The sequence below is a fragment of the Variovorax sp. LjRoot290 genome (assembly GCF_964253985.1).
Classification (GTDB): domain Bacteria; phylum Pseudomonadota; class Gammaproteobacteria; order Burkholderiales; family Burkholderiaceae_C; genus Variovorax.
The window spans coordinates 5125272-5145843 of sequence record NZ_CAXURW020000001.1 but is presented as its reverse complement, the minus strand read 5'-3'; the positions used below and the strand labels follow the sequence as shown (position 1 = coordinate 5145843).

Genomic DNA, 20572 nt, shown 5'->3' with positions numbered 1-20572 from the left:
GCGATGACATGAGCGCTGCGACCATCGACCTCGCGACCTTTACGGAACTGCAAGACACCGCGGGAGCCGACTTTGTCAAGGAACTGGTGCAGACCTTTCTCGAAGAGGCACCGGCGATGTTGAAGGAGCTTCGCGACGCGATGGACTCGGGCAATGCTGATGACTTCCGCCGCGCTGCGCATTCGCTCAAGTCGAACAGTCTCACCTTCGGCGCGCATACGCTGGGCGCGATGGCGCGCGAACAGGAACTCGGGGGCCTGGCGGCCGCGCAGCAATCGAATGCACTCGACGCGCTGGCGCTGGAGTACGCCCGGGTCGCCGCGGCTCTGACGGAGCTGATCCATGGTTGACTTGCGCCACGCGCCGGCCCACCTCCTCGTGGCGGACGACAACAAGGTCAACCGCCTGCTGCTGACCCGCAGCCTCGAACTGCAGGGCCACCGCGTCGAAAGCGCCGAGAACGGACGTGTCGCCCTGGAGCTGCTGCGGCGCGACACCTACGACCTGCTGCTGCTCGACATGGAAATGCCCGAGATGGACGGCTTCCAGGTGCTGGAGCAACTGACCGCCGATCCGAAGCTGCGCGACCTGCCCGTGATCGTGACCTCGTCGCTCGAGGGCGTGGCCACCATCGTGCGCTGCATCGAGCTCGGCGCTGAGGACTACCTGCACAAGCCGGTCAATGCGGTACTGCTGAAGGCGCGCATCGGCGCCAGCCTCGAGAAGAAGCGCCTGCGCGACCAGCAGAAGGAGCTGGTGCGCCGCTTCGCCACCTCCGAGGTCGCGCAGGACCTGCAGCAATCCGGCTTCGCGCTCGGCGGGCGACGCGTGCAAGGCGCGGTGATGTTCTCCGACATTCGCAGCTTCACCGCGCTGGTCGAGTCGCAGCCGCCCGAAGAGACGATCGAACTGCTGAACACGTACTACACGCTGATGTTCGACGCGATCAACGGCCATGGCGGCGTGGTGAACCAGATGATCGGCGACGGGCTGATGGCCATCTTCGGCGCCCCGCTGCCGCTGCCCGACCACAGCGCGGCCGCGGTGCGCGCGGCGCTCGACATGGTCGAGATGATCGAGCTGCTGAACACAGAGCGCATCGCTGCGGACAAGCCTGCGATCCGCATCGGCGTGGGAATCGCCAGCGGCGAAATGGTGGCGGGCTACACCGGCACGCAGCAGCGCGCGACCTACACCTGCATCGGCGACACGGTGAACCTTGCCGCACGACTCGAGGCGCACACCAAGCTTGCGAAGCGGACGATCCTGATCGATCCGGCAACCTGCATGGCTCTCGGTGGACGCATTCCGGTCGAGCCCCTCGGGGCGGCGTCGTTCCGGGGCAAGGCGGCGCCGGTCGAGGTGTACGCCGTCACTGGCAGCAACGCATCAGAGTGAAGGGTCGCCGTGCGGCTGCAAAGAGGCAGCGTCCATAAATCGAGTTTTCGAACGTGCCAACGTAAACGACCGCTTTTGCGACTTGTAGCTTTCCGAAATGGCAGGTATCAATTCGCAACCGACAAAACGCAACGGCCGTAACTGGCTACAACGCGTGTAACTGGCCCTAGGAGGTCCAACATGCACCGCGTTCCGGCTCCGGGCGCCAACGGGTATTGAGCTGCAAGACTTCCTGTTGAACCCATAGAGCGCAGTACACCGAAACGATACCCGTCTCGCAGGCAATGAGTTTGCGCATGCAAGGAATTTGCGTCCGGAATCTGTTGCGTGTTTCAACGGGGGATAAGTTCCGCCGGCGCCTATTTCGTTTGTCCAATGTCAAACTTTATTATTAAGTTCAGCATGCCAAGTGTTCTCAGGTCGCCGCGATGTTGACCTCATCGCCACCACCGAGACGCACCCAAGAACAGATGATTTTTCAATCTTACTTGGAGGCTTAATATGAAGAAGACATTACTGATAGCGGCAATGCTGACGTTTGGAGCCGGACAGGCGCTCGCCGCGGCACACTTCTTCAGTGCCGACGCATCCGTGAATTCGAATGGGGCCCTAGTGGTCAGTTTTGATGAAGCCGGAGTGGGGAATGCAACAGTGCTCGAAAGCCTTACAGCTCAGGGCACGGCGGTGTACGCGTGCATCAACCACGGGGGAAAGAATCCGAGCGCCAGCAACAAGACCACCGTCACGGGAGCCGTTCGGGCTGACGACACATTCCCGGCCACCAAGAACGGCCGAGTCAGGGGGAGCCTGACAGCCGGCCCTCCGGACGAGGGCAACTTTGCCTGCCCATCCGGTCAAGATCTCATCATCGCATGCGTCAGATACACAGACGTGCTGCTCACTGATTTGACCAACGGTGTCTCGATCGTGCCAACTGGCACCTTCGCGAGAAACTTCTTCAGCATCCCAGGCTCTTGCCCCAACTAAGCAAGAGGCCGCGTCGGAAGGGACCCTGGGCAAGCTCGGGGCCCTTTCCCCATTGCGGTTTCGCCGTGCCCGGATGTGATCGGGCCAGCGTCCTGATCTTCGACACTTATCAAGCGCACCAGGCAACCGGCAGCAAGTAGTAACGGCCATCTCGGCCAACACCAAGGACATCGTCGTGGTGCATGGACAACGTGGAGCGCGCCTTGCGCTTGCAGGTCTTGGCCTGGCAGCCCTCTCGGCAGCTGCTGCGGCGCCGCCGTTCGCAGCCGAAGCTCGACGGCCTTCCTCCACTGAAGCCGATCGGATCGAACAATCAGCCGGCGTCGAAGTCCAGGCCGACGAGTCTGGCTTGGCAAGCCATGGCGGCGCGCTCTACAGCCCGTTCAGCACCGCTTTTGACATGGCCGCGTCAACACCGCACGCCTACGCCACGTCGACACGACAAAACGCGGACGACGGATCGCCCAACCCCGTGACGGCGGCAGTCACCGCGCTCGTTGCTGTGGGGTTCCTCGTCATTCTTGTTCGCGTCCTGATTGCGAGTTAGGGGCGCCTGCGCCTTGACTCTAACTAAACGGGGATGACTCGGGTAGTCCACATAGCATCTGTTGGCCGACTGTCGCCGGCCGCGGCCGGCGAGCTTCTGGCCCTAAACAGACATTGCTCTTGCTGCAACGCGCCCTAGACAACTCCGCGTACAGCCCAAAACGACGTTGTCAGGGCGCGTGGTCCGTCAGGCAAGCCGCAGAGATACGCTGCTCGGACATGATGCTTCAGTTCGTCGCGTTTCGACATTGCAAGCTGCGTCACGTAGCTGCCCGTCTTTCCTTGCCCGGTGAGGAACGTAGACCAGTAGTCATCAAACGATTGGTACTCGAATAGGGCGGCAAGTTGGTCTTCCACGACGGCGGTGAAGCTCGCAGCTTCGAACAAGTCCGCGAGTCCTCCGGGCCAACCGAGCGCCTTCGAGACCATTTCGTCGCGCATTGCAGCGCCGTCTGCATCGAGGACGGCAGCGGCGTCCCAAACCAGGCTGAATGGCGTCCAGCCGCAGCGGAAATTGTTGACGACCACAGTGACCATGCCGCCCTTGCGCGTGACCCGCTTCATCTCGCGCAGGCCCTGGGCGGAGTCCGGAAGCACGTCCAGCGCGAGCATGGATAGGGCGCGGTCGAAAACTCCATCCTGGTACGAAAGGTTAAGGGCATCGCCGACTTCGAAGACCACGTCCTGCCTTGCGGTCACACGCTGTGCAAATTCAACGTAAGAGGGAGACAGATCGACGCCGGTTGCGCGCGCCCCGGCGAGCGATATGGCACGCGTCAGATGGCCTGTGCCGCAACCCACGTCAAGGACGGCCTCGTTTGCCGAAACACCCGCGAATCGAACAACGGACGGTGCAAGGCGTTGGCTTCCTCGACCGACATATGCTTCATAGCCCTCAGGGTCGGTCGCTACGAACACTGCCATTTGAAACTCCTCAGAACCTGCATTGCAGACTTCCGGTGCGGCGCGTCAGCCGTGTCTCAGGCAGTCATCTCCTCGAGTGTCTTTCCCGCATCCAGCGCCTCTTTCAACCAGCGCGGCCGCGGGCCCATTCCCGACCATGTGTGTCCAGCCTCATCTCGATACACAACCTTGGACTTCCGCTTCTTGGACTTATTGAGCTTTTTTGCGCTCGACGCGCCCGACGACGAAGCCGCGGTGGCGAACTCTTCAAGCGCCCTGCCGGCATTGAGAGCGTCACGCAGCCAGTACGGGCGTTTCCCAATGCCCGACCAGGAATTGCCTTGACCGTCGCTGTACTTCGTTGACCGAGTGGGGGCAGTCTTTCCTGCTTTCGCCTTCACACTGCCGGCAGTCGCTCCGAAGCCCAACTGCTCTGGAGTGAGCCCGTAGTGGGCGATGGCCACCTTGATGCGCGCAACTACTCCATCGACCTCCTGCTTGCGCAAATTCTCGGCTTGGCGCTGGAGAGTCTCGATTTGCTTTTGGATCTGCTTGTAGCTTTGAGTCATTGACCTTGGTTCCGAGATTTGGAAAGACTCGACTTTAGTCGCATTGACGAGTCTTGCCAAAATGCGGCCGCCGCTACGGCTTCTCGGAGGCGTCGAAGTCGAGTTCGACCTTCGCTCCGTTGGGGTCATGACAGAACAGCTGCCAGGTGCCCGCACCCGCCTGCTGCCGCAGCTCGTACTTCGTGCCGCTCTGGTCGAAGCGGGCTTTCACGGCACGCAGGTCGCGTGCCGTGAAAGCCATGTGGTCGATGACGCCGGTGCGCTGCGCCGGCACCGGCCGCTCGAAGTAGAGGTGCAGCACCGCCTGCGGCCCCTCGCCGTAGAGCCATGCGCCGGGAAAGCCGAGGTCCGGTCGATGGCCGATGGTGAGCCCGAGCAGGCCCGTGTAGAAATCCAGGGTCTTCTTCTCGTCCTCGGCCGTGACGGTGAAGTGATTCATCCCGACGATCATTTCGCTCTCTCCTTGTTCATGGCAGCAACACCAGCGCGCCGATGGTGGCGCGCGATTCGAGCCGCGCGTGCGCCTCTGCCGCGGCGTTCAGTGAATAGCGTTCGATCGGCGGCGCCTTGATCGTGCCGTCGGCGAGCGCGTCCCAGACCCGTTGCGCGCGCTCCGCGAGCTGCTCGTTCGTCGCCACGTAGTCGAACACCACGGGCCGCGAAAAGCTCAGCGACTTGGCGAGCAGCGCGTCGGCCGGCAATGGCGCCAGCGGTCCGCTGGCCTGGCCGAGGCTGATCCAGTGGCCGCGGCGCGCGAGGGCGGCGAGGTTCTCGTCGCGGGCCGCGTCGCCCAGGCCGTCGATCACCACGTCGGCGCCGCTGCAGGCGCGCTGCACGGCATCGGCGAAACGGTAGTCGCGGGTCACGATCACGTGCTCGCAGCCGTGTTCGCGCGCGACGCGGGCCTTCTCCTCGCTCGACAAGGTGCCCAGCACGACTGCGCCGAGACGGCGCGCCCAGGAGCAGACCAGCAGGCCCACGCCGCCGGCTGCCGCATGGACCAGCAGCCGCGTGCCGCGCTGCACGCGCCCGAGGTCGCGCAACAGGTAGTCGGCGGTGATGCCCTTGAGCAGCAGCGCGGCGGCGAGCTCGTCCTCGACTGCCGCGGGCAGCCGCACCACCCGGCAGTCAGCATCGAGCACATCCTGCTGCAGCTCGTGCAGGCACTGGTCTGGGTCTATCGGCATGCGGCGGAACACGGCGGCGATCCCGAGCGCATCGTGGTGGCCGGCCACTCCGCGGGCGGACACCTGGCAACGATGCTGCTGGCCTGCGACTGGCGCGCCGTGGCGCCCGACCTGCCTGCGGACCTGGTGAAGTCGGCGCTGGCCATCTCGGGGCTGTACGAGCTCGAACCGCTGCGGCACGCGCCCTTCCTATGCCTGAGCGCAGCAACGGCGCAGCGCCTGAGCCCGGCCGCGATGCCGCCGCCGCGCGGATCGCAAGTGACGGTGGTCGGCGGCGACGAGAGCGAGGAGTTTCTGCGGCAGGCGGCGCTGATCTCGCAGGCTTGGGGTCCGCGCGTCGTCATCGCTGCAGAACGCGTTCCGCAGCGCAACCACATGGACGTGCTCAACGAGCTGGCGGACCCGCACTCGCCAACGCATCGGCGGGCCTTGCAACTGCTGGGACTGCTCAGTCCTCGACGAAAGCCTCTTGCCGCTTCGCCTTGATCGAGGGCAGCAGCACGATGCCCAGCAGCGCCAGCGCCGCCACCAGCAACCCGGCCGACAACGGCCGCGTGACGAACACGCTCCAGGTTCCGCGTGACAGCAGCAGCGCGCGGCGCAGGTTCTCTTCCATCATCGGCCCGAGGATGAAGCCCAAGAGCAGCGGGGCCGGCTCGGTGCGCAGCTTGATGAAGAGATAGCCGACGAAGCCGAAGATCGCGACCATCCAGACGTCGAAGGTGTTGTTGTTGGTCGAGTACACGCCGATCGCGCAGAACAGCACGATGGCCGGGAACAGGAACTTGTAGGGCACGGTTAAGAGCTTGATCCACATCCCGATCAGCGGCAGGTTCAGGATGATGAGCATCGCGTTGCCGATCCACATCGAGGCGATCAGGCCCCAGAACAGCTCGGGGTTGCTGGTCATCACCTGCGGGCCGGGCTGGATGTTGTGGATGGTCATCGCACCGACCATCAGCGCCATCACCGCGTTGGGTGGAATGCCCAGCGTGAGCAGCGGGATGAAGGAGGTCTGCGCGCCGGCGTTGTTGGCCGATTCGGGCGAGGCCACGCCGCGGATGTTGCCCTTGCCGAAGGCGATTTCGCCGGGGCGCATCTTGATCTTCTTCTCGAGCGCATAGGCCGCGAAGGCCGCCAGCAGCGCGCCGCCGCCCGGCAGGATGCCCAGCGCCGAGCCCAACGTGGTGCCGCGCAGCACCGCGGGCGCCATGTTCTTGAAGTCCTCCTTGGTCGGCCACAGGCCCTTGACCTTGGAGGTGAACACTTCGCGCTCGTCGTCGGGCTGCGAGAGGTTGCCGATGATTTCGCCGTAGCCGAACACGCCCATGGCGATCACCACGAAGCCGATGCCGTCGGTCAGTTCGGGGATGTCGAAGCTGTAGCGCGCCACGCCCGAATTGACGTCGGTGCCGACGATGCCGAGCAGGAGGCCCAGCACGATCATCGCGACCGCCTTGAGCAGTGAGCCCGAGGCCAGCACCACGGCGCCGATCAGGCCCAGGATCATCAGCGAGAAGTACTCGGCCGGGCCGAACTTGAAGGCCAGCTCGGTCAAGGGTGGCGCGAAGGCGGCAAGGATCAGCGTGCCGACGCAGCCCGCGAAGAAGGAGCCCAGGCCCGCAGCCGCCAGCGCCGGACCGGCACGGCCCTGCCGCGCCATCTGGTAGCCGTCGATGCAGGTCACGACCGACGAGGACTCTCCCGGCAGGTTGACCAGGATCGCGGTGGTCGAGCCGCCGTATTGCGCGCCGTAGTAGATACCGGCCAGCATGATCAGCGCCGACACCGGCGGCAGCGCGTAGGTCGCCGGCAGCAGCATCGCGATGGTGGCGACCGGGCCGATGCCGGGGAGCACGCCGATCAGCGTGCCCAGGATGCAACCCACCAGGCAGTACAGCAGGTTGGTGAAGGTGAAGGCGACGCCGAAGCCGGTCGCCAGGTTGTGAAGCAGATCCATGGTGCGCCGGTCCTCAGCCCGAAATGAAAGTGGGCCAGACCTGGATCTGCAGCTTGAGCGCCCAGATGAAGGCCACGTAGCTGCCGGCCGCCAGGATGGTCGAAAGAATCAGCACGTCGCGCAGCTTGAAATGCGCGCCGGCCAGGCTGGAGATGATGGTTAGCGCGTAGATCGCGAGGATCATTCCCATCGCCGGCAGCCCGATGCTGGGCAGGCCGCCCAGCAGCACGCCGAAGGCGAGGTTGGCGCCGAGCACGAAGGCAAGCGGCTTCCAGGCCCATTTGCCGATCTTGTCGCCGTCGTTGGTCTCGACCACCAGCGCCTGGAACATGATCGCGGCGCCCAGGATCGCCAGCAGGATCCCCAGCATGAGGGGGAAGTAGCCGGGCCCCATGCGGGCCCCGTCGCCGATGTTGTAGGTGGTGGCGCCGATCGCGAAGGCCCCTCCCACCGATGTGAACATGACTCCCGAATAGAAGTCAGCCTGACTCTTGATGCGCATTGTCTCGACCCTCGTTGATGTGCACCCGAGGGTCGTCGCCCGTGCCTGACCGCTTGCTGACCAGTACTGTACGGACTTCCACGTATCGGCCCTTCTCTCCCTGTCGCGGCCGCAACGAAAAAGGCTCCCGAAGGAGCCTTTTCATCGACGCTGTGAAGCGTGAGGTATGTGCTTAGTAGCCGCCGCGGCCACCGCCACCACCGCCGTAGCCGCCACCGCCGCTGCGATTGCCGCCACCGCCGCCGCCGTAGCCGCCACCACCGCCGCCGCCGTAACCACCGCCGCCGCTGCGGCCACCGCCGCCGCCGAAGCCGCCGGGCGAACGGGGCTCCATCGGACGGGCTTCATTGACGGTCAGGCTGCGGCCTTCGAGGGATTGGCCGTTCAGGCCTTCGATGGCTGCGAGCGCTTCCGCGTCGCTGCTCATTTCGACGAAGCCGAAGCCCTTGGAGCGACCGCTGTCGCGTTCCATCATGACCTTGGCACTGGCGACCGAGCCGTACTGGCCGAAAGCCTGTTCGAGTGTGTCGTCGCGCACGGAGTAAGCGAGGTTGCCTACGTAAAGTTTCTTGCCCATGGAAGGACTCCTAATTCAAACCAACAAAACAAAGCGATGGAGTCCCTGTATCACAACAAACTAAAACAGCGCTGTGGCGCGAAACTGACCGATCACCGGATCACGTCTTTGGCAGAAAAAATGCCAGGACGCCCCGGTATTGTCGTTCACTATTCTGAATTTGTCAGAAATGCTTTTATTAAGGGTTAACGCGGCCTGCGCAGCGGGGCCAGCAGGGCCCTCAACCCGTTGTGGTCGATCTCGTGCATCAGCGCCAGCAGGCGGCCGATCTCGCCCTTGGGAAAGCCCTCGCGCGCGAACCACTGGAGGTAGTTGCCCGGCAGGTCGGCGATCACGCAGCCCTTGTGCTTGCCGAAGGGCATTTCGAGCGTGACCAGGCGTTCGAGGTCATCGGGCGTCATGCTGGCTATGCTCCTTCACTCGCTCCAACTTTCTCATTCATGCCATTCAGCTCTCTGGGCCTCGATCCTGCCATGGCGCGCGCCGCGGCCGACAAGGGCTATGCCGCACCCACCGCCATCCAGGCCGCGGTCATTCCGCCGATTCTGCAGGGACGCGACATCCTGGGCGCGGCCCAGACCGGATCCGGCAAGACGGCCGCCTTCTCGCTGCCGCTGCTGCAGCGCCTCGCGAGCGAGCGCCCGACCGCGCCGCGCCGGCTGCGGGCGCTGATCCTGGTGCCGACGCGCGAGCTCGCCGCGCAGGTCGGGGAGTCGATGCGTGGCCTGGCGCAGCATCTGGCGTCGTCGCTCAAGATCGCGGTCGCGTTCGGCGGTGTCTCCATCAATCCGCAGATGATGGCGCTGCGCGGCGGCGCCGATGTCATGGTCGCCACGCCGGGCCGGCTGCTGGACCTGGTCGACCATCGCGCGCTGAAGCTCTCCTCGGTGTCGATGCTGGTGCTCGATGAGGCCGACCGGCTGTTGGACCTCGGTTTTGCCGACGAGCTCGCGCGCATCCTCGCGCTCTTGCCGGCAGAGCGCCAGAACCTGCTGTTCTCGGCCACCTTCCCGCAGGCGGTGCGTTCGCTGGCCGAGGGGCTGTTGCGCGAGCCGGTGCGCGTCGAGGTGCAGGCCGAACCGGCCGAAGCGCCCGCCATCCTGCAGCGCGCGATCGAGGTCGATGCCGGACGGCGCACGCAGCTGCTGCGCCACCTGGTCCAGCACGAGGGCTGGGCGCGGGTGCTGGTCTTCGTCGCCACCAAGCACGCGGCCGAGATCGTGGCCGACAAGCTGCGCAAGGCCGGCATCGATGCCGAACCCTTCCACGGCGTGCTGAGCCAGGGCAAGCGCACGCAGGTATTGACCGACTTCAAGGCTTCGAGGGTGCAGGTGGTGGTCGCCACCGACCTCGCGGCGCGCGGCATCGACGTGGTGCAGCTGCCGGCGGTGGTGAACTACGACCTGCCGCGCTCGGCCGTCGATTACGTGCACCGCATCGGGCGCACGGGCCGTGCCGGCGAGAGCGGCGTGGCGCTGAGCTTCGTGAGCGCGGACAGCGAGGCGCATTTCAGGCTCATCGAGAAGCGCCAGGGCCTGAACGTGCCGCGGGAGCGGGTGGCGGGCTTCGAGCCGGTGGAAACCCAAGCGCCTGCAAGAGCGCCGGACAGCAACGGCGGCGTCAAGGGAAAGAGGCCGAGCAAGAAAGACAAGCTGAGGGCGGCCAAAGCATCCGCATCATGACTGCGGTGGCCGCTTTGCGATCCCCATGGTCTTGGCCAGGATGCCCAGCATCACCTCGTCGGCGCCGCCGCCGATCGAGGCCAGCCGGCCGTCGCGGTACAGGCGCGACACACGGTTCTCCCAGGTGAAGCCCATGCCGCCCCAGAACTGCAAGCAGGTGTCGGCCACCTCGCGCGTGAGGCGCCCGCACTTGAGCTTGGCCATCGAGGCCAGCGCGGTCACGTCTTCGCCCTGCACATGGAGGTCGCAGGCGCGGTAGGTCAGCGCGCGCAAGGCCTCCACTTCGGTCTGGAGCTCGGCCAGCTTGAACTGCACCCACTGCTGGTCGGCCAATGTGCCGCCGAAGAGCTTGCGCTGCTGCGCCCACTCGATGGTGTCGGCGATGCAGGCTTCCATCGGTTCGAGCGAGCTGGCGGCGCACCACAGGCGCTCCTCCTGGAATTGCTGCATCTGGTAGACGAAGCCCTGGCCTTCCTCGCCGATGCGGTTGCGCTGCGGCACGCGCACGTTGTCGAAGTAGATCAGGCCGGTGTCGCTCGAGTGCATGCCGATCTTCTTGATCTTCTTCGCCTTTTCGATGCCGGGGCTGTCCATCGGCACGATGACCAATGACTTGTTGCGGTGCGCCGGTCCGTCGCTGGTGTTGACGAGCATGCACATCCAGTCGGCCTGCAGGCTGTTGGTGATCCACATCTTCTGCCCAGTGATCAGGTAGTCGCCACCGTCCTTGCGCGCATGGCTTTTGAGCCCGGCCACGTCGCTGCCGGCGCCGGGTTCGCTGACGCCGATGCAGCCCACCGTCTCGCCGGCGATCGCGGGTGCGAGGAACTCGCGCCTCAGGGCGTCGCTGCCGAAGCGTGCGAGCGCCGGCGTGCACATGTCGGTCTGCACGCCGATGGCCATCGGCACGCCGCCGCAGCTCACATGGCCGAGCGCCTCGGCCAGCGCCATCGCGTAGGAGTAGTCGAGCCCGGCGCCGCCGTATTCCTCCGGCTTGTTCAGGCCGAGCAAGCCCAGCGCGCCGAGCTTCCTGAACACCTCGTGCGCGGGAAAACTCTCCGCCGCTTCCCACGCGTCGACATGCGGGTTGATCTCCTCGTCGATGAAGCGCCGCAGCGTCTTCTGGATCTCGAGGTGTTCGTGGGTGTACTGCATGCCCCACTCTAGGCGCGCAGCGCGACGCGCCGCTTGCGCAAACTGGCTATGCGTGCGCCGTGCCCCGTGGCGAGTTGTCGATCGCGCGGCCCGTCACCACCCAGAGGATGAAGATCAGCACGGTGCCCGCGATGCCGAACACGCCCAGGCCGATGTTGCTGCCGCCGATGGCGAAGGCGCTCGGGGCCGTGGGTGCGATGCAAACCATGCTGGCCGCCAGCATGCCGACATAGTGCATCGAGCAGACGGCCACGCCCATCACTGCGGCGGCCACCACCTGGTGCGTCAGCTCGGTCAGGTTGAAGGCCAGCCACAGCGCCGAGGCGGCGGCGATGACGGCGATGGCGAACGAGCCCGCCACGACGTTCCAGTCGAGGCTCATCGTCGCGCGCATGCTCATCGCGAACATGCCCATGTAGTGCATCACGCAGACCCCCACCGCCGCCAGCAGGCTGCCGGCGACCCAGCCCTTGGCGTTGAAGCGTTTGCCGCCCGCCAGGTACAGGGCGACGCCGGAGATGACGATCGCAGCCACCAGGGAAATGACGGTGAGCGGCACGTTGTACGCAATGGGAATGGGCAGGTGGTAGGCCACCATGCCGATGAAGTGCATCGACCAGATGCCGATGCCGCCCAGGGCCACGGCGCCGGAGGTCAGCATGGCGAAGTCCACCGTGCCGTCGGCCCGGACCATCTTTCTCGCGCACAACAGGGCCAGCAAGGAGCCGAAGAACGAAATCACGTAGGAGAGCACCACCGTCCCGAGGGCGTATTTCGGGGTCAGCAATTGGCCGATGAGGGGGTCCATGACTTTCCTTTCAAGAAAAACCAAGAAAGGCCGGCCCCGTGAGAAGACCGACGCGGCGCCCGAGGGCTGCGCCAGTCTGTAACAGCTATTTCTGTAAGTAAATTAAGCGCTTGTTATTCAGATCGATGCCGACGTGTGACTTATTTCCGCTTTTTGATGCGCTTGAGCCTTGACGCCGTCGACTTGCAAACAGCCCAGGCCGGCCAGCGTGGCGCCGACCGCGAGGTCGAGCGGCGTGTGAGGCTCGGTCCCCAGCACTGACCGCAGCCGTGTGTTGCGCAGGCGCACCGGCTGCTGCCACAGGTAGCGCATCTCGCGCAGCTCGCGGAACATCGGCACGAAGGGCGAGCTCAGTGTGATCAGCCACCAGGGAAAGCGCTTGACCGGCAGCTCCGGCTGTCCGCTGGCGCGCCGGATGGCGGCCTGCATCTGCGTGCCGTCCGCGTCCCAGTGGCCGTTCATGTGGAAGGCATCGAACACCGCGAGCGCGCTTTCGCGTTCGACCAGGCGAACGATGGTTTCGGCCACGTCGGGCAGGTAGGCCCATTGGTGGCCGACGCCGCGTCGTCCGGGGTCGCTGATCGCCGCGAGCGCCTGGCCGGGCTTCACCAGCCCCTGGGAGAACCAGTTGTTGCGGGCCCTGGGCCCGAAGAAGTCGCCGGCGCGAACGATGAGTGTGCGCACACCACGCTGTGCCGCCTCGCGCAGGCGTTGTTCCATCTGCACGCGGATCGCGCCCTTGCGCGTCAGCGCACGCTGTGGTGCGCTCTCGGCGATGTCGGGGAATGCATCCGGCCCGTAGTTGTAGACCGTGCCCGGCAGCACGATGCGGGCGCCTGAAGCCTCGGCCGCCCGGATCGTGCTCTCCAGCATCGGCAGCACCAGCGTCTCCCAGTTGCGGTAGCCGGGCGGATTGACCGCGTGGACGATCAGCGCCGCGCCGCGCGCCGCCGCCACCACGCTCGCGGCGTCGAGCGCATCGCCTGCCACCCATTCCGGCTGTGCCAGGCCGGCCGGCCATTGCGCCGCAGCCTGGACCGGGTCGCGGGCCAGCGCCCGCACCTGCCAGCCGCGCCGCAGCAAGGCCGCCACCGTTTCGCCGCCGATACCGCCCGTCGCACCGAGCACCAATGCCGTACCTTGTTCCATTTCGCTGTTCCTTTCGTCGAGGATTCGATTCTTGAGGCGGCTCGCACTAAACACAATTGTCGTAGCGGTGCTATCAGCTAGTATGAAATGTATGAGCACAAGTCATCTCGACTGGGAAAACCAGCGCGCCTTCCTCGCTGTACTGCGCGAAGGAAGCCTCTCCGCGGCGGCAAGAGCACTCAACGTCGTTCAACCGACAGTGCGGCGTCGGCTCGATGCGTTGGAGCGCTCCCTCGGGGTCGCGCTGTTCACGCGCTCGCCCAGCGGTCTTTCGCCGACCGAAGCCGCACGCGAACTTGGCGCCCATGCCGAAACCATGGCGGCCGCCGCGGATGCCTTCGCGCGAGCGGCCTCGGCCGACACCGATGCTGCCTTCGGCACGGTGCGCATCACCGCGAGCGATGTGATGGGCGCCGAGGTGCTGCCCGCGGTGCTGGCCGAGCTGCAGGAGGCGCAGCCGGGGCTGGTGTTCGAACTCAGCCTGACCAACCGCACCGAAGATCTGCTGCGGCACGAGGCGGACATCGCGGTGCGCATGGTGCGGCCCACGCAGGCGGCGGTCGTCGCCACGCACGTGGGCGCGGTGCAGCTCGGCCTCTTTGCCAAGGCCGCCTATCTGGAGAAGCACGGCACGCCGCGCGCCCTCGAAGAGCTCGGCCGCTTCGCGCTGATCGGGCCCGACCGCGACACCGGTGTCCTGCGCGCATTGCAAGCCCGGGGCCTGGATCTGCGCCGCGCGATGTTCAGCTGCCGCGCCGACAACCAGCTGGCACAACTGGGCGCCATCCGGGCCGGACTCGGCATCGGCATCTGCCAGAAGGCGCTGGCGAGGCGCGACCCGGCGCTGGTGCCGGTGCTTCCCGAGCTGTTCACCCACGATCTCGAAACCTGGGTCACGATGCACGAGGACCTGCGGCGCGTGCGGCGCGTGCGCACGACCTTCGGCCACCTGGTGAAAGCGCTGTCCGCCTACTGCAGCGGCGGTGAAGGCCTCCCGCTCTAGCGCTGCGGCCGGATCCGGTAGAGCGCGTTGTTGCGGTCGGCCGTCATGTAGATGGTGCCGTCGCTGCCCACCGCCACCCCGGTCGGCACGTACGGCGGCGGCATGCCGGGCCCGCCGGCCAGGCCGATCGGCAGGTTCTGGGCCACGGTGCGGCGCGTGCCGTTCGCGGGATCGATTTCCACCAGCCGCCGCGCCGCGCTCTCGGCCACGATGAAGCTGCCCCAGGGCGTTTGTGCCAGGCCTTCGGGCAGCGCCAACCCATCGGCGATGGCACGCAGCGGCGCGCTGGCGTCGAGCGGAATGCGCGTCAGCTTGCCCGCGGCTTCGGTAACGTAGAGCGCGCCGTCGCGCCCGAGGATCATCTGCACCGGCCCGCCGAGCCCGCTGGCCAGCACCTGCCGGGTCTCGAACTTGGGGCCGCTCGCGCGCGTCACGCTGCCGGTCGCGATCTCGGCATAGACCAGGCTGCCGTCGGGCATCGGGATCGCATCCACCGGCGCCTTGAGGCCATGCAGCATCGCAGTGGTCTTGAAGGTTTTGCGATCGACCAGCTGCACCGAGCCGGTGAACCACGACGACAGCGCGAAGTGGGTGGCCGACAGGCCCACGCCGAACGGGTATTCGAGCTCCGGATCGCGCTGCATGCGGAAGATGTCGCGCACCGCGCCCGTTTTCGCGTCGACCTGGCGGAAGCCGAAGATGTCGGCCACCCACAAGTCGTTGCCGTCGATCTTGAGGCCGGCCGGCACCGCGAGCTTGCCGCTGGTCAGCATGCGCACCTCGCCGGTCGCCGGGCTGAAGGTCTCGACCGAGTTGTCGGCCATGTTCGAGACGTAGATCGTCCCGTCGGGCGCAATGGCGAGGTTGTCGAGCGAGGGCTTGAGCTGCTTGGCGACCGTCTTGCGGCCGGTCGAGAGATCGACGCGCACCAGTTCGCCGCTCCTCGTATCGACCACCCACAGATTGCCCTTGCCGTCGAGGTTGGCGGCGGCCGGGATCTTGAAGCCCTCGGCGATCACCGTGAGCCGGCCGTCGGCCGGATCGATCTTCACGACCTGGCCCTTGAACCACAGCGGGCCGTAGAGCATGCCGTCCGGTCCGACCTCGAAGCCGTTGAAGCCGCCCATGTCCTTCTTGATCAGGCGCGGCGGCTTCTGGCCCGCCATGTCGATCTCCCACAGCGCGTCGCCGAGGAACACCTGCGAGGCGTAGAGCTTGCCGTTGCGGCGGTCGAAGTCGAGCGAGTTGATGCCGGGCAGGTCCTTGGCGAGCACGCGCATCGGAGCGCCGTCGCTCTCGCGGTAGCGGACCATGCCCATCAGGTAGTTGGTCCACGCGAGTTCCCCCTTGGGCCCGACCGCGATGTCGTCGGCCTGGCCTTCGAGGCCCTCGATCAGTACGCGGGCGGCGCCGCTGTTGCGGTCGACTTCCCACATCGTGTTGCTGACCACCGAGCCCGCGAGCAAGCGGCCCTGGCGGTCGACGGCCAGGCCGTGGACGCCGCTGAAGGAGGAGGGAGCGACCAGCGTTTCGGGCGGAGCCCAGCCCGTGGGGCGGGTGGGCGGGGCGGTGGTGGTGCAGGCGCCGAGGATGAGTAGCGAGGCGAGCAGCGCTGCGTCGAGGATTCGCGGCATGTGTTGTCTCCTTTTCTTGGTCGCCGGGGGAGTCTAGGAGAAGACGAGGGGGGCTTTGCAGTCACCCTCGGGACAAGGATCAGGCCCTGAACCTCTTGCGCGTCAAGGCCAGTGCCACCCAGAACGACACCACGGTGTAGACCACAAGCACCACCGCATGCCGCCACCAATCCACAGGCCATTGATCCATGAACAGCGGTCGCACCAGCTCCACCGCGCTGGCGAGCGGCAGCCAGCCAGCCACTGCGCGCACCGCCCCCGGCAACTGCTCCAGCGGAAAGAAAACGCCCGAGAGAAACATCATCGGCGTCATGAAGAGCGTGAAGTAATAGGTGAAGAAGTCGTAGCCCTTCGCCAGCGCATTGAAGATCAGCGCGATGCACGAGAAGGTGACCCCCACGCCGGCCAGCACGAACCAGGCGACGAGGAGCTTGGGGCTGTGGCTGATGCCGAGCCCCAGCATCACGAACAGGATCGCGGTGGTCGTGAAGATGGCCTTGAAGCCGGCCCACAGCATCTCGGCCAGCACCACGTCGTCGAGCCCCACCGGCGCGTTCATGATGCCGTCCCAGGTCTTCTGCACGTGCATGCGCGAGAAGGCCGAGTACAGCGCCTCGAAGGAGGCCGCGTTCATCGAGCTCATGCAGATCGAGCCGCTGGCGAGGAACAGGATGTAGGGCACGCTGCTGCCGCCCACCTCGACTTGGCCGACCAGCGCGCCCATGCCGTAGCCGAAGGCCACCAGCCAGATCAGCGGCTCGGCGATGTTGCCGATCAGGCTCGGGATCGCGAGCTTGCGCCATACCAGCAGGTTGCGCAGGAACACGGGCCACCAGCGCATCGAGAGCTCGGGCGGTCGCCAGACCGACGGCGCTCGAGGGGTGGGGGAAGCGCCCGGCAGAGAAGAAGCTGGACTCGACATGATGATGTGCTCCGACTAGCCGTCTTCGCGGATCTGGCGGCCGGTCAATTTGAGGAACAGGTCCTCCAGATTGGCAGGTCGATGGAAGGTACGCAAGCCGCTGTGGCTCGCCAAGGCTGCCAGCAGGCCGCGCGCATCCTGCGTATAGAAGAACACCGTTTCGCCGCTGACCTCGACGCGGGCCGCGAACTCTTTCAGCGGCGATTGCGCGAGCCCGAGCGCACCGTTGCCGTACACCTCGACCACGTCGGGCTCCAGGTGCTCGGCGATCAGGTCGCGCGGCCGCCCTTCGGCGATCTTGCGGCCGTGGTCGAGCACCAGCAAGCGCGAGCACAGGCGCTCGGCCTCGTCCATGAAGTGCGTGGTGAGCAGGATCGACTTGCCCTGCTGCAGCAGCAGCTGCAGCCGCTCCCACATCAGGTGCCGCGCCTGCGGATCGAGGCCGGTGGTGGGCTCGTCGAGCATCAGCAGCTTCGGATCGTTGACCAGCGCGCGCGCGAGAGACAGGCGCCGCCGCATGCCGCCGGACAGCTCGCCCGGCCTCGCATCGGCCTTGTGCGAGAGCGCCGCGAATTCGAGCAGCTGCGGAATGCGCGGTGCGATCTGCGCGCGGCGCATGCCGAAGTAGCGCGCGTAGACCATCAGGTTCTCGGCGCAGCTGAAGTCGGGGTCGAGCGTGTCGAACTGGCTCACCACGCCGAGCTGCGCCTTGATGGCGCGCGCATCGCGCGGCATCGAGAGCCCGCCGAGCGCATCGATCGTGCCGCCGTCGGGCGTGGTGAGCCCCAGGCACATGCGGATGGTGGTGGTCTTGCCGGCGCCGTTGGGGCCGATCACGCCGAGGCACTCGCCGGGCGCGATCTCGAAGGACAGGTCGTCGACCACGGTGGTCGCGCCGTAGCGCTTGTGCAGGTGGCTGGCGTGGAAAAGAGGGGAAGCAGGGCTGGGCACCGCGGCATTGTGGCGCAAGCGGGCGGCGCCTTCGCGCATCAAAGATGCAACCCCTCGAACTCCTTCTTCATCCAGTCGATGAAGGCGCGTGTGCGTGCCGGCAGCAGCCGTGCGTGCGGATAGATCACGCTCACCGGCCTCGGCTCCAGCTCGAACTCCTCGAGCACGATCGCAAGCCGCCTCTGCGCCACGAAGGGCTGCACCTGGTAGGAGAAAAACATGCCGAAACCCATGCCTGCGGCGCAGGCCTCGACCGCGGGCGCGATGTGGTTGAACTCCAGGTTGCCCTTGGCCGCGACCGCGAAGCTCCGGCCGTTCTCCCGGAAGTGAACCGGGGCGCTCGGATGGATGCGCACGCAGTTGGCCTTCAGCAGCTCGCGCGGATGCCGCGGGATGCCGTGCTGCCGCAGGTAAGCCGGGCTCGCGACCACCACGCGGCGGATGCTGCCGAGCTGCTGCGCGACCAGCGACGAATCTTCGAGCGGGCTGATGCGGATGCCGACATCGATACCTTCCTCCAGCAGGTTCACATTGCGGTCGTGCAAGAGCACGCTGCAGCGCATCTTGTCGTAGCGCTGGAGGAAGCGAACGATCGCCGGCGCCACGTACATGTGGCCGAACAACACCGGAGCAGTGACCGTGAGCTGCCCGGCGGGTTCAGCCGCATCGACCGTGAGCGCGCGGTCGGCGGCATCGGCCGCGGCCAGCACCTCGCGTGCGCTGTCGAGGTAGCGACGGCCTTCCTCGGTCAGCGAGATGCGCCGCGTCGTGCGGTGGAACAGGCGCACGCCGAGGTGCGCTTCGAGCGCAGCCAGCGAGCGCACGACGGCGGGCAGCGAGCTGTCCAGCGCATCGGCGGCCTTGGTCAGACTGCCCTGGTCGGCGATCTGCACGAAAGTCTGCATGGCTTTGAGGCGGTCCATGAGGCGATTAGACCGGAAATCGCAGCAGTGAAATACAGGAAAGCCTATTACTCCGAAGGACGTATCAAAGAAGAATCGGCTTCATCCACCCACCCGACAGGAGAAAGCCATGCCCACCCGTCCCGCCCGCCCCATCACGGTCTACAGCTCGTCGATCTCCGGCCACTCGCACCGCGTGCGTCTGTTCCTCGGGCTGCTCGGGCTGCCTTTCGAAGTCGTCGAGATCGATCTCGCAGCGCGCGCGCAGCGCAGCCCCGAGTTCCTGCGCCGCAACGCCTTCGGCCAGGTGCCGGTGATCGAGGACGGCGAGGTCACGCTGGCCGATTCGAACGCGATCCTGCTCTACCTCAACGAACGCTACGCACCCGATCCATTGCGCTGGCTGCCGCGTGACGCGCTCGGCGCGGCGCGGGTGCAGCGCTGGCTCTCGGTCGCGGCCGGGCCACTGGCGCAAGGCCCTTCGATGGCGCGCGTGATCGTGTTGTTCGGCCTGGCCACCGACCCGTCCGACGTGATCGCGCGCTCCCACAACCTGCTGAAAGTGATGGAGGCCGAACTTTGCGACCGCCCCTTCCTCGCAGGCGACTCTTCGACGCTCGCCGACATCGCCAACTACAGCTACGTCGCGCATGTGCCCGAAGGCAATGTGTCGCTGGAGCCCTATCCGAAGGTGCGCGAATGGCTGGCACGCATCGAGGCGCTGCCGGGCTTCGTGCCGATGGTGGCGTCGCGCATTGGGCTGAGAGCATGAACGCCGCTGCCGCCACTTGGCACGAGGGCGAGCGTGCGCTGCAGTCGCGCGCCGGCATCGGCCAACGCATGGCCGAGATCGGCCCGCGCGTGGTCCGCGATCACATGCCCGACCAGCACCGCAGCTTCTTCGCGCAGTTGCCCTTCCTGATCGCGGGCAGCCTGGATGCCGAGGGCCGGCCCTGGGCCAGCGTGCTGGTGGCGCCGCCGGGCTTTGCGCATTCGCCCGACCCGATGCACTTGCGTATCGACACGCTGCCGCTGCAGGGCGATCCGCTGGGCGGCGCGCTCGCACCCGGCGCGCCGATCGGCTTGCTCGGTATCGAGCCGCACACGCGCCGGCGCAATCGCATGAACGGCGTGGTCGAGGCGCTCGATGCGCGGGGCTTCTCGGTCGCGGTGCGCCAGAGCTTCGGCAACTGCCCCAAGTACATCCAGGCGCGCGAGCCCTTGTTCGTCGGCGGTGCGCAGGACGCGCATGTCGGGCCCCGCAGCGACCGGCTCGATATGAAGGCGCAGCGCATGGTGCGCGCGGCCGACACCTTCTTCATCGCCACTGCGCATCCTTCGGCCGGCGATGCAGGCTCGCCGGCCCATGGCATCGACGTCTCGCACCGCGGCGGCCGCCCCGGCTTCGTGCAGCTGAGCGGCGAGGGCACGCTCACGGTGCCGGACTTCGTTGGGAACACCTTCTTCAACACCCTGGGCAATATCGCGATCAATCCGGTCGCCGGCATGTTGTTCATCGATTTCGAGACCGGCGATTTGCTGCAGCTCTTCGTCAAGGCCCAGATCGTCTGGGACGGGCCGGAGGTCGCTGTATTCGCCGGCGCAGAGCGCTTGCTGCGCATGCAGGTGGTGGCCGCGCAGCATGCGCCGGCCGCGCTGCCGCTGCGCTTCGGGCCCGCGGCCCTGTCGCCGCATCTGGAGGCGACGGGACGCTGGCCGGCAGCCGCGTGAAGCAGC

General features: G+C 66.3%; 24 protein-coding genes. 9 read left to right on the top strand and 15 right to left on the bottom strand.

The annotated features are described in order from the left end of the window. Positions 1–8 precede the first annotated feature (8 nt). The 4 genes from ACSQ9A_RS25440 to ACSQ9A_RS25425 all read left to right on the top strand — a co-directional run bounded on the left by ACSQ9A_RS25440 (position 9) and on the right by ACSQ9A_RS25425 (position 2932). Entirely contained in the window at positions 9–350 is a 342-nt protein-coding gene (locus ACSQ9A_RS25440) for an Hpt domain-containing protein (RefSeq protein ID WP_436305706.1), read from the top strand. After that, positions 343–1398, top strand: a complete 1056-nt coding sequence (locus ACSQ9A_RS25435) for an adenylate/guanylate cyclase domain-containing protein (RefSeq protein ID WP_436305705.1) — start codon at positions 343–345, stop codon at positions 1396–1398. Before ACSQ9A_RS25440 ends, ACSQ9A_RS25435 begins: the two co-directional genes overlap by 8 nt. A 501-nt stretch (positions 1399–1899) precedes the next feature. After that, positions 1900–2385, top strand: a complete 486-nt coding sequence (locus ACSQ9A_RS25430; RefSeq protein WP_436305704.1) for a hypothetical protein — start codon at positions 1900–1902, stop codon at positions 2383–2385. Between the two features lie 175 nt (positions 2386–2560). Continuing rightward, positions 2561–2932, top strand: coding sequence for a hypothetical protein (locus tag ACSQ9A_RS25425; protein WP_436305703.1), 372 nt, complete (start codon positions 2561–2563; stop codon positions 2930–2932). 134 nt (positions 2933–3066) lie between these two features. Here ACSQ9A_RS25425 and ACSQ9A_RS25420 read toward each other — a convergent pair whose 3' ends face one another. The 4 genes from ACSQ9A_RS25420 to ACSQ9A_RS25405 form a co-directional block, all read right to left on the bottom strand. After that, entirely contained in the window at positions 3067–3855 is a 789-nt protein-coding gene (locus tag ACSQ9A_RS25420) for a class I SAM-dependent methyltransferase (protein WP_436305702.1), read from the bottom strand. Between the two features lie 56 nt (positions 3856–3911). Further along, entirely contained in the window at positions 3912–4403 is a 492-nt protein-coding gene (locus ACSQ9A_RS25415; RefSeq protein ID WP_436305701.1) for an H-NS family nucleoid-associated regulatory protein, read from the bottom strand. Positions 4404–4476: 73 nt separating this feature from the next. Next, positions 4477–4854, bottom strand: coding sequence for a VOC family protein (locus ACSQ9A_RS25410; protein WP_436305700.1), 378 nt, complete (start codon positions 4852–4854; stop codon positions 4477–4479). A gap of 16 nt (positions 4855–4870) precedes the next feature. After that, complete coding sequence (locus tag ACSQ9A_RS25405; protein ID WP_436305699.1) at positions 4871–5590, bottom strand: zinc-binding dehydrogenase; 720 nt, start codon at positions 5588–5590, stop codon at positions 4871–4873. On the opposite strand from ACSQ9A_RS25405, the gene ACSQ9A_RS25400 reads away from it, so the two are divergent. Further along, positions 5561–6076 carry an alpha/beta hydrolase gene (locus ACSQ9A_RS25400; protein WP_436305698.1) on the top strand — a complete coding sequence of 172 codons (516 nt, stop codon included), beginning with the start codon at positions 5561–5563 and terminating at the stop codon, positions 6074–6076. The two genes, ACSQ9A_RS25405 and ACSQ9A_RS25400, sit on opposite strands and share 30 nt — an antisense overlap. On the opposite strand, the gene ACSQ9A_RS25395 is transcribed toward ACSQ9A_RS25400, so the two are convergent. The 4 genes from ACSQ9A_RS25395 to ACSQ9A_RS25380 form a co-directional block, all read right to left on the bottom strand. Next, positions 6039–7550 (bottom strand): tripartite tricarboxylate transporter permease, encoded by a 1512-nt coding sequence (locus tag ACSQ9A_RS25395; RefSeq protein WP_436305697.1) that lies wholly within the window; start codon positions 7548–7550, stop codon positions 6039–6041. The two genes, ACSQ9A_RS25400 and ACSQ9A_RS25395, sit on opposite strands and share 38 nt — an antisense overlap. 13 nt (positions 7551–7563) lie before the next feature. After that, positions 7564–8052, bottom strand: coding sequence for a tripartite tricarboxylate transporter TctB family protein (locus ACSQ9A_RS25390; protein WP_436305696.1), 489 nt, complete (start codon positions 8050–8052; stop codon positions 7564–7566). 172 nt (positions 8053–8224) lie between these two features. Further along, the gene (locus tag ACSQ9A_RS25385) at positions 8225–8629 is read right to left on the bottom strand and encodes an RNA recognition motif domain-containing protein (RefSeq protein WP_436305695.1); all 405 of its coding nucleotides are present in this window, start codon (positions 8627–8629) and stop codon (positions 8225–8227) included. Positions 8630–8814: 185 nt separating this feature from the next. Then, positions 8815–9030 carry a DUF3820 family protein gene (locus tag ACSQ9A_RS25380; RefSeq protein WP_436305694.1) on the bottom strand — a complete coding sequence of 72 codons (216 nt, stop codon included), beginning with the start codon at positions 9028–9030 and terminating at the stop codon, positions 8815–8817. Positions 9031–9069: 39 nt separating this feature from the next. Here ACSQ9A_RS25380 and ACSQ9A_RS25375 point away from each other — a divergent pair, with 39 nt between their 5' ends. Then, a complete protein-coding gene (locus tag ACSQ9A_RS25375; RefSeq protein ID WP_436305693.1) occupies positions 9070–10311 on the top strand; it encodes a DEAD/DEAH box helicase in 1242 nt (413 codons plus the stop codon). Here ACSQ9A_RS25375 and ACSQ9A_RS25370 read toward each other — a convergent pair. The 3 genes from ACSQ9A_RS25370 to ACSQ9A_RS25360 form a co-directional block, all read right to left on the bottom strand. Beyond that, positions 10306–11466: an acyl-CoA dehydrogenase family protein gene (locus ACSQ9A_RS25370; RefSeq protein WP_436305692.1), complete on the bottom strand. Its 1161-nt coding sequence runs from the start codon at positions 11464–11466 to the stop codon at positions 10306–10308. The two genes, ACSQ9A_RS25375 and ACSQ9A_RS25370, sit on opposite strands and share 6 nt — an antisense overlap. A gap of 46 nt (positions 11467–11512) precedes the next feature. Then, positions 11513–12274 carry an MHYT domain-containing protein gene (locus ACSQ9A_RS25365; protein WP_436305691.1) on the bottom strand — a complete coding sequence of 254 codons (762 nt, stop codon included), beginning with the start codon at positions 12272–12274 and terminating at the stop codon, positions 11513–11515. A 117-nt stretch (positions 12275–12391) separates the two neighbouring features. Further along, on the bottom strand, positions 12392–13423 hold the full coding sequence (locus tag ACSQ9A_RS25360) for an NAD(P)H-binding protein (RefSeq protein ID WP_436305690.1): 1032 nt from the start codon (positions 13421–13423) through the stop codon (positions 12392–12394). Between the two features lie 91 nt (positions 13424–13514). Between ACSQ9A_RS25360 and ACSQ9A_RS25355 the strand changes: the two genes are divergently transcribed. Next, positions 13515–14426, top strand: a complete 912-nt coding sequence (locus ACSQ9A_RS25355) for a LysR family transcriptional regulator (RefSeq protein WP_436305689.1) — start codon at positions 13515–13517, stop codon at positions 14424–14426. Here ACSQ9A_RS25355 and ACSQ9A_RS25350 read toward each other — a convergent pair. The 4 genes from ACSQ9A_RS25350 to ACSQ9A_RS25335 all read right to left on the bottom strand — a co-directional run bounded on the left by ACSQ9A_RS25350 (position 14423) and on the right by ACSQ9A_RS25335 (position 18856). Next, complete coding sequence (locus ACSQ9A_RS25350; protein ID WP_436305688.1) at positions 14423–16060, bottom strand: hypothetical protein; 1638 nt, start codon at positions 16058–16060, stop codon at positions 14423–14425. The two genes, ACSQ9A_RS25355 and ACSQ9A_RS25350, sit on opposite strands and share 4 nt — an antisense overlap. A gap of 79 nt (positions 16061–16139) precedes the next feature. Continuing rightward, positions 16140–16982 carry an ABC transporter permease gene (locus ACSQ9A_RS25345; protein ID WP_436305687.1) on the bottom strand — a complete coding sequence of 281 codons (843 nt, stop codon included), beginning with the start codon at positions 16980–16982 and terminating at the stop codon, positions 16140–16142. Positions 16983–16997: 15 nt separating this feature from the next. Then, the gene (locus tag ACSQ9A_RS25340; RefSeq protein ID WP_436305686.1) at positions 16998–17972 is read right to left on the bottom strand and encodes an ATP-binding cassette domain-containing protein; all 975 of its coding nucleotides are present in this window, start codon (positions 17970–17972) and stop codon (positions 16998–17000) included. Then, positions 17972–18856, bottom strand: a complete 885-nt coding sequence (locus ACSQ9A_RS25335) for a LysR family transcriptional regulator (RefSeq protein WP_093108431.1) — start codon at positions 18854–18856, stop codon at positions 17972–17974. Before ACSQ9A_RS25335 ends, ACSQ9A_RS25340 begins: the two co-directional genes overlap by 1 nt. Positions 18857–18965: 109 nt before the next feature. Between ACSQ9A_RS25335 and ACSQ9A_RS25330 the strand changes: the two genes are divergently transcribed. Both ACSQ9A_RS25330 and ACSQ9A_RS25325 read left to right on the top strand, forming a co-directional pair. Next, a complete protein-coding gene (locus tag ACSQ9A_RS25330) occupies positions 18966–19607 on the top strand; it encodes a glutathione S-transferase family protein (RefSeq protein WP_436305685.1) in 642 nt (213 codons plus the stop codon). Next, the gene (locus ACSQ9A_RS25325) at positions 19604–20566 is read left to right on the top strand and encodes a flavin-nucleotide-binding protein (RefSeq protein ID WP_436305684.1); all 963 of its coding nucleotides are present in this window, start codon (positions 19604–19606) and stop codon (positions 20564–20566) included. Before ACSQ9A_RS25330 ends, ACSQ9A_RS25325 begins: the two co-directional genes overlap by 4 nt. Positions 20567–20572 lie beyond the last annotated feature (6 nt).

Coding starts and splice junctions, on each gene's coding strand:
- ACSQ9A_RS25355 (WP_436305689.1), top strand. CDS start 13,515: ATGAGCACAAGTCATCTCGACTGGGAAAACCAGCGCGCCTTCCTCGCT.
- ACSQ9A_RS25410 (WP_436305700.1), bottom strand. CDS start 4,854: ATGATCGTCGGGATGAATCACTTCACCGTCACGGCCGAGGACGAGAAG.
- ACSQ9A_RS25390 (WP_436305696.1), bottom strand. CDS start 8,052: ATGCGCATCAAGAGTCAGGCTGACTTCTATTCGGGAGTCATGTTCACA.
- ACSQ9A_RS25420 (WP_436305702.1), bottom strand. CDS start 3,855: ATGGCAGTGTTCGTAGCGACCGACCCTGAGGGCTATGAAGCATATGTC.
- ACSQ9A_RS25345 (WP_436305687.1), bottom strand. CDS start 16,982: ATGTCGAGTCCAGCTTCTTCTCTGCCGGGCGCTTCCCCCACCCCTCGA.
- ACSQ9A_RS25340 (WP_436305686.1), bottom strand. CDS start 17,972: ATGCGCGAAGGCGCCGCCCGCTTGCGCCACAATGCCGCGGTGCCCAGC.
- ACSQ9A_RS25335 (WP_093108431.1), bottom strand. CDS start 18,856: ATGGACCGCCTCAAAGCCATGCAGACTTTCGTGCAGATCGCCGACCAG.
- ACSQ9A_RS25385 (WP_436305695.1), bottom strand. CDS start 8,629: ATGGGCAAGAAACTTTACGTAGGCAACCTCGCTTACTCCGTGCGCGAC.
- ACSQ9A_RS25430 (WP_436305704.1), top strand. CDS start 1,900: ATGAAGAAGACATTACTGATAGCGGCAATGCTGACGTTTGGAGCCGGA.
- ACSQ9A_RS25325 (WP_436305684.1), top strand. CDS start 19,604: ATGAACGCCGCTGCCGCCACTTGGCACGAGGGCGAGCGTGCGCTGCAG.
- ACSQ9A_RS25375 (WP_436305693.1), top strand. CDS start 9,070: ATGCCATTCAGCTCTCTGGGCCTCGATCCTGCCATGGCGCGCGCCGCG.
- ACSQ9A_RS25380 (WP_436305694.1), bottom strand. CDS start 9,030: ATGACGCCCGATGACCTCGAACGCCTGGTCACGCTCGAAATGCCCTTC.
- ACSQ9A_RS25395 (WP_436305697.1), bottom strand. CDS start 7,550: ATGGATCTGCTTCACAACCTGGCGACCGGCTTCGGCGTCGCCTTCACC.
- ACSQ9A_RS25330 (WP_436305685.1), top strand. CDS start 18,966: ATGCCCACCCGTCCCGCCCGCCCCATCACGGTCTACAGCTCGTCGATC.
- ACSQ9A_RS25370 (WP_436305692.1), bottom strand. CDS start 11,466: ATGCAGTACACCCACGAACACCTCGAGATCCAGAAGACGCTGCGGCGC.
- ACSQ9A_RS25415 (WP_436305701.1), bottom strand. CDS start 4,403: ATGACTCAAAGCTACAAGCAGATCCAAAAGCAAATCGAGACTCTCCAG.
- ACSQ9A_RS25360 (WP_436305690.1), bottom strand. CDS start 13,423: ATGGAACAAGGTACGGCATTGGTGCTCGGTGCGACGGGCGGTATCGGC.
- ACSQ9A_RS25350 (WP_436305688.1), bottom strand. CDS start 16,060: ATGCCGCGAATCCTCGACGCAGCGCTGCTCGCCTCGCTACTCATCCTC.
- ACSQ9A_RS25440 (WP_436305706.1), top strand. CDS start 9: ATGAGCGCTGCGACCATCGACCTCGCGACCTTTACGGAACTGCAAGAC.
- ACSQ9A_RS25365 (WP_436305691.1), bottom strand. CDS start 12,274: ATGGACCCCCTCATCGGCCAATTGCTGACCCCGAAATACGCCCTCGGG.
- ACSQ9A_RS25435 (WP_436305705.1), top strand. CDS start 343: ATGGTTGACTTGCGCCACGCGCCGGCCCACCTCCTCGTGGCGGACGAC.
- ACSQ9A_RS25405 (WP_436305699.1), bottom strand. CDS start 5,590: ATGCCGATAGACCCAGACCAGTGCCTGCACGAGCTGCAGCAGGATGTG.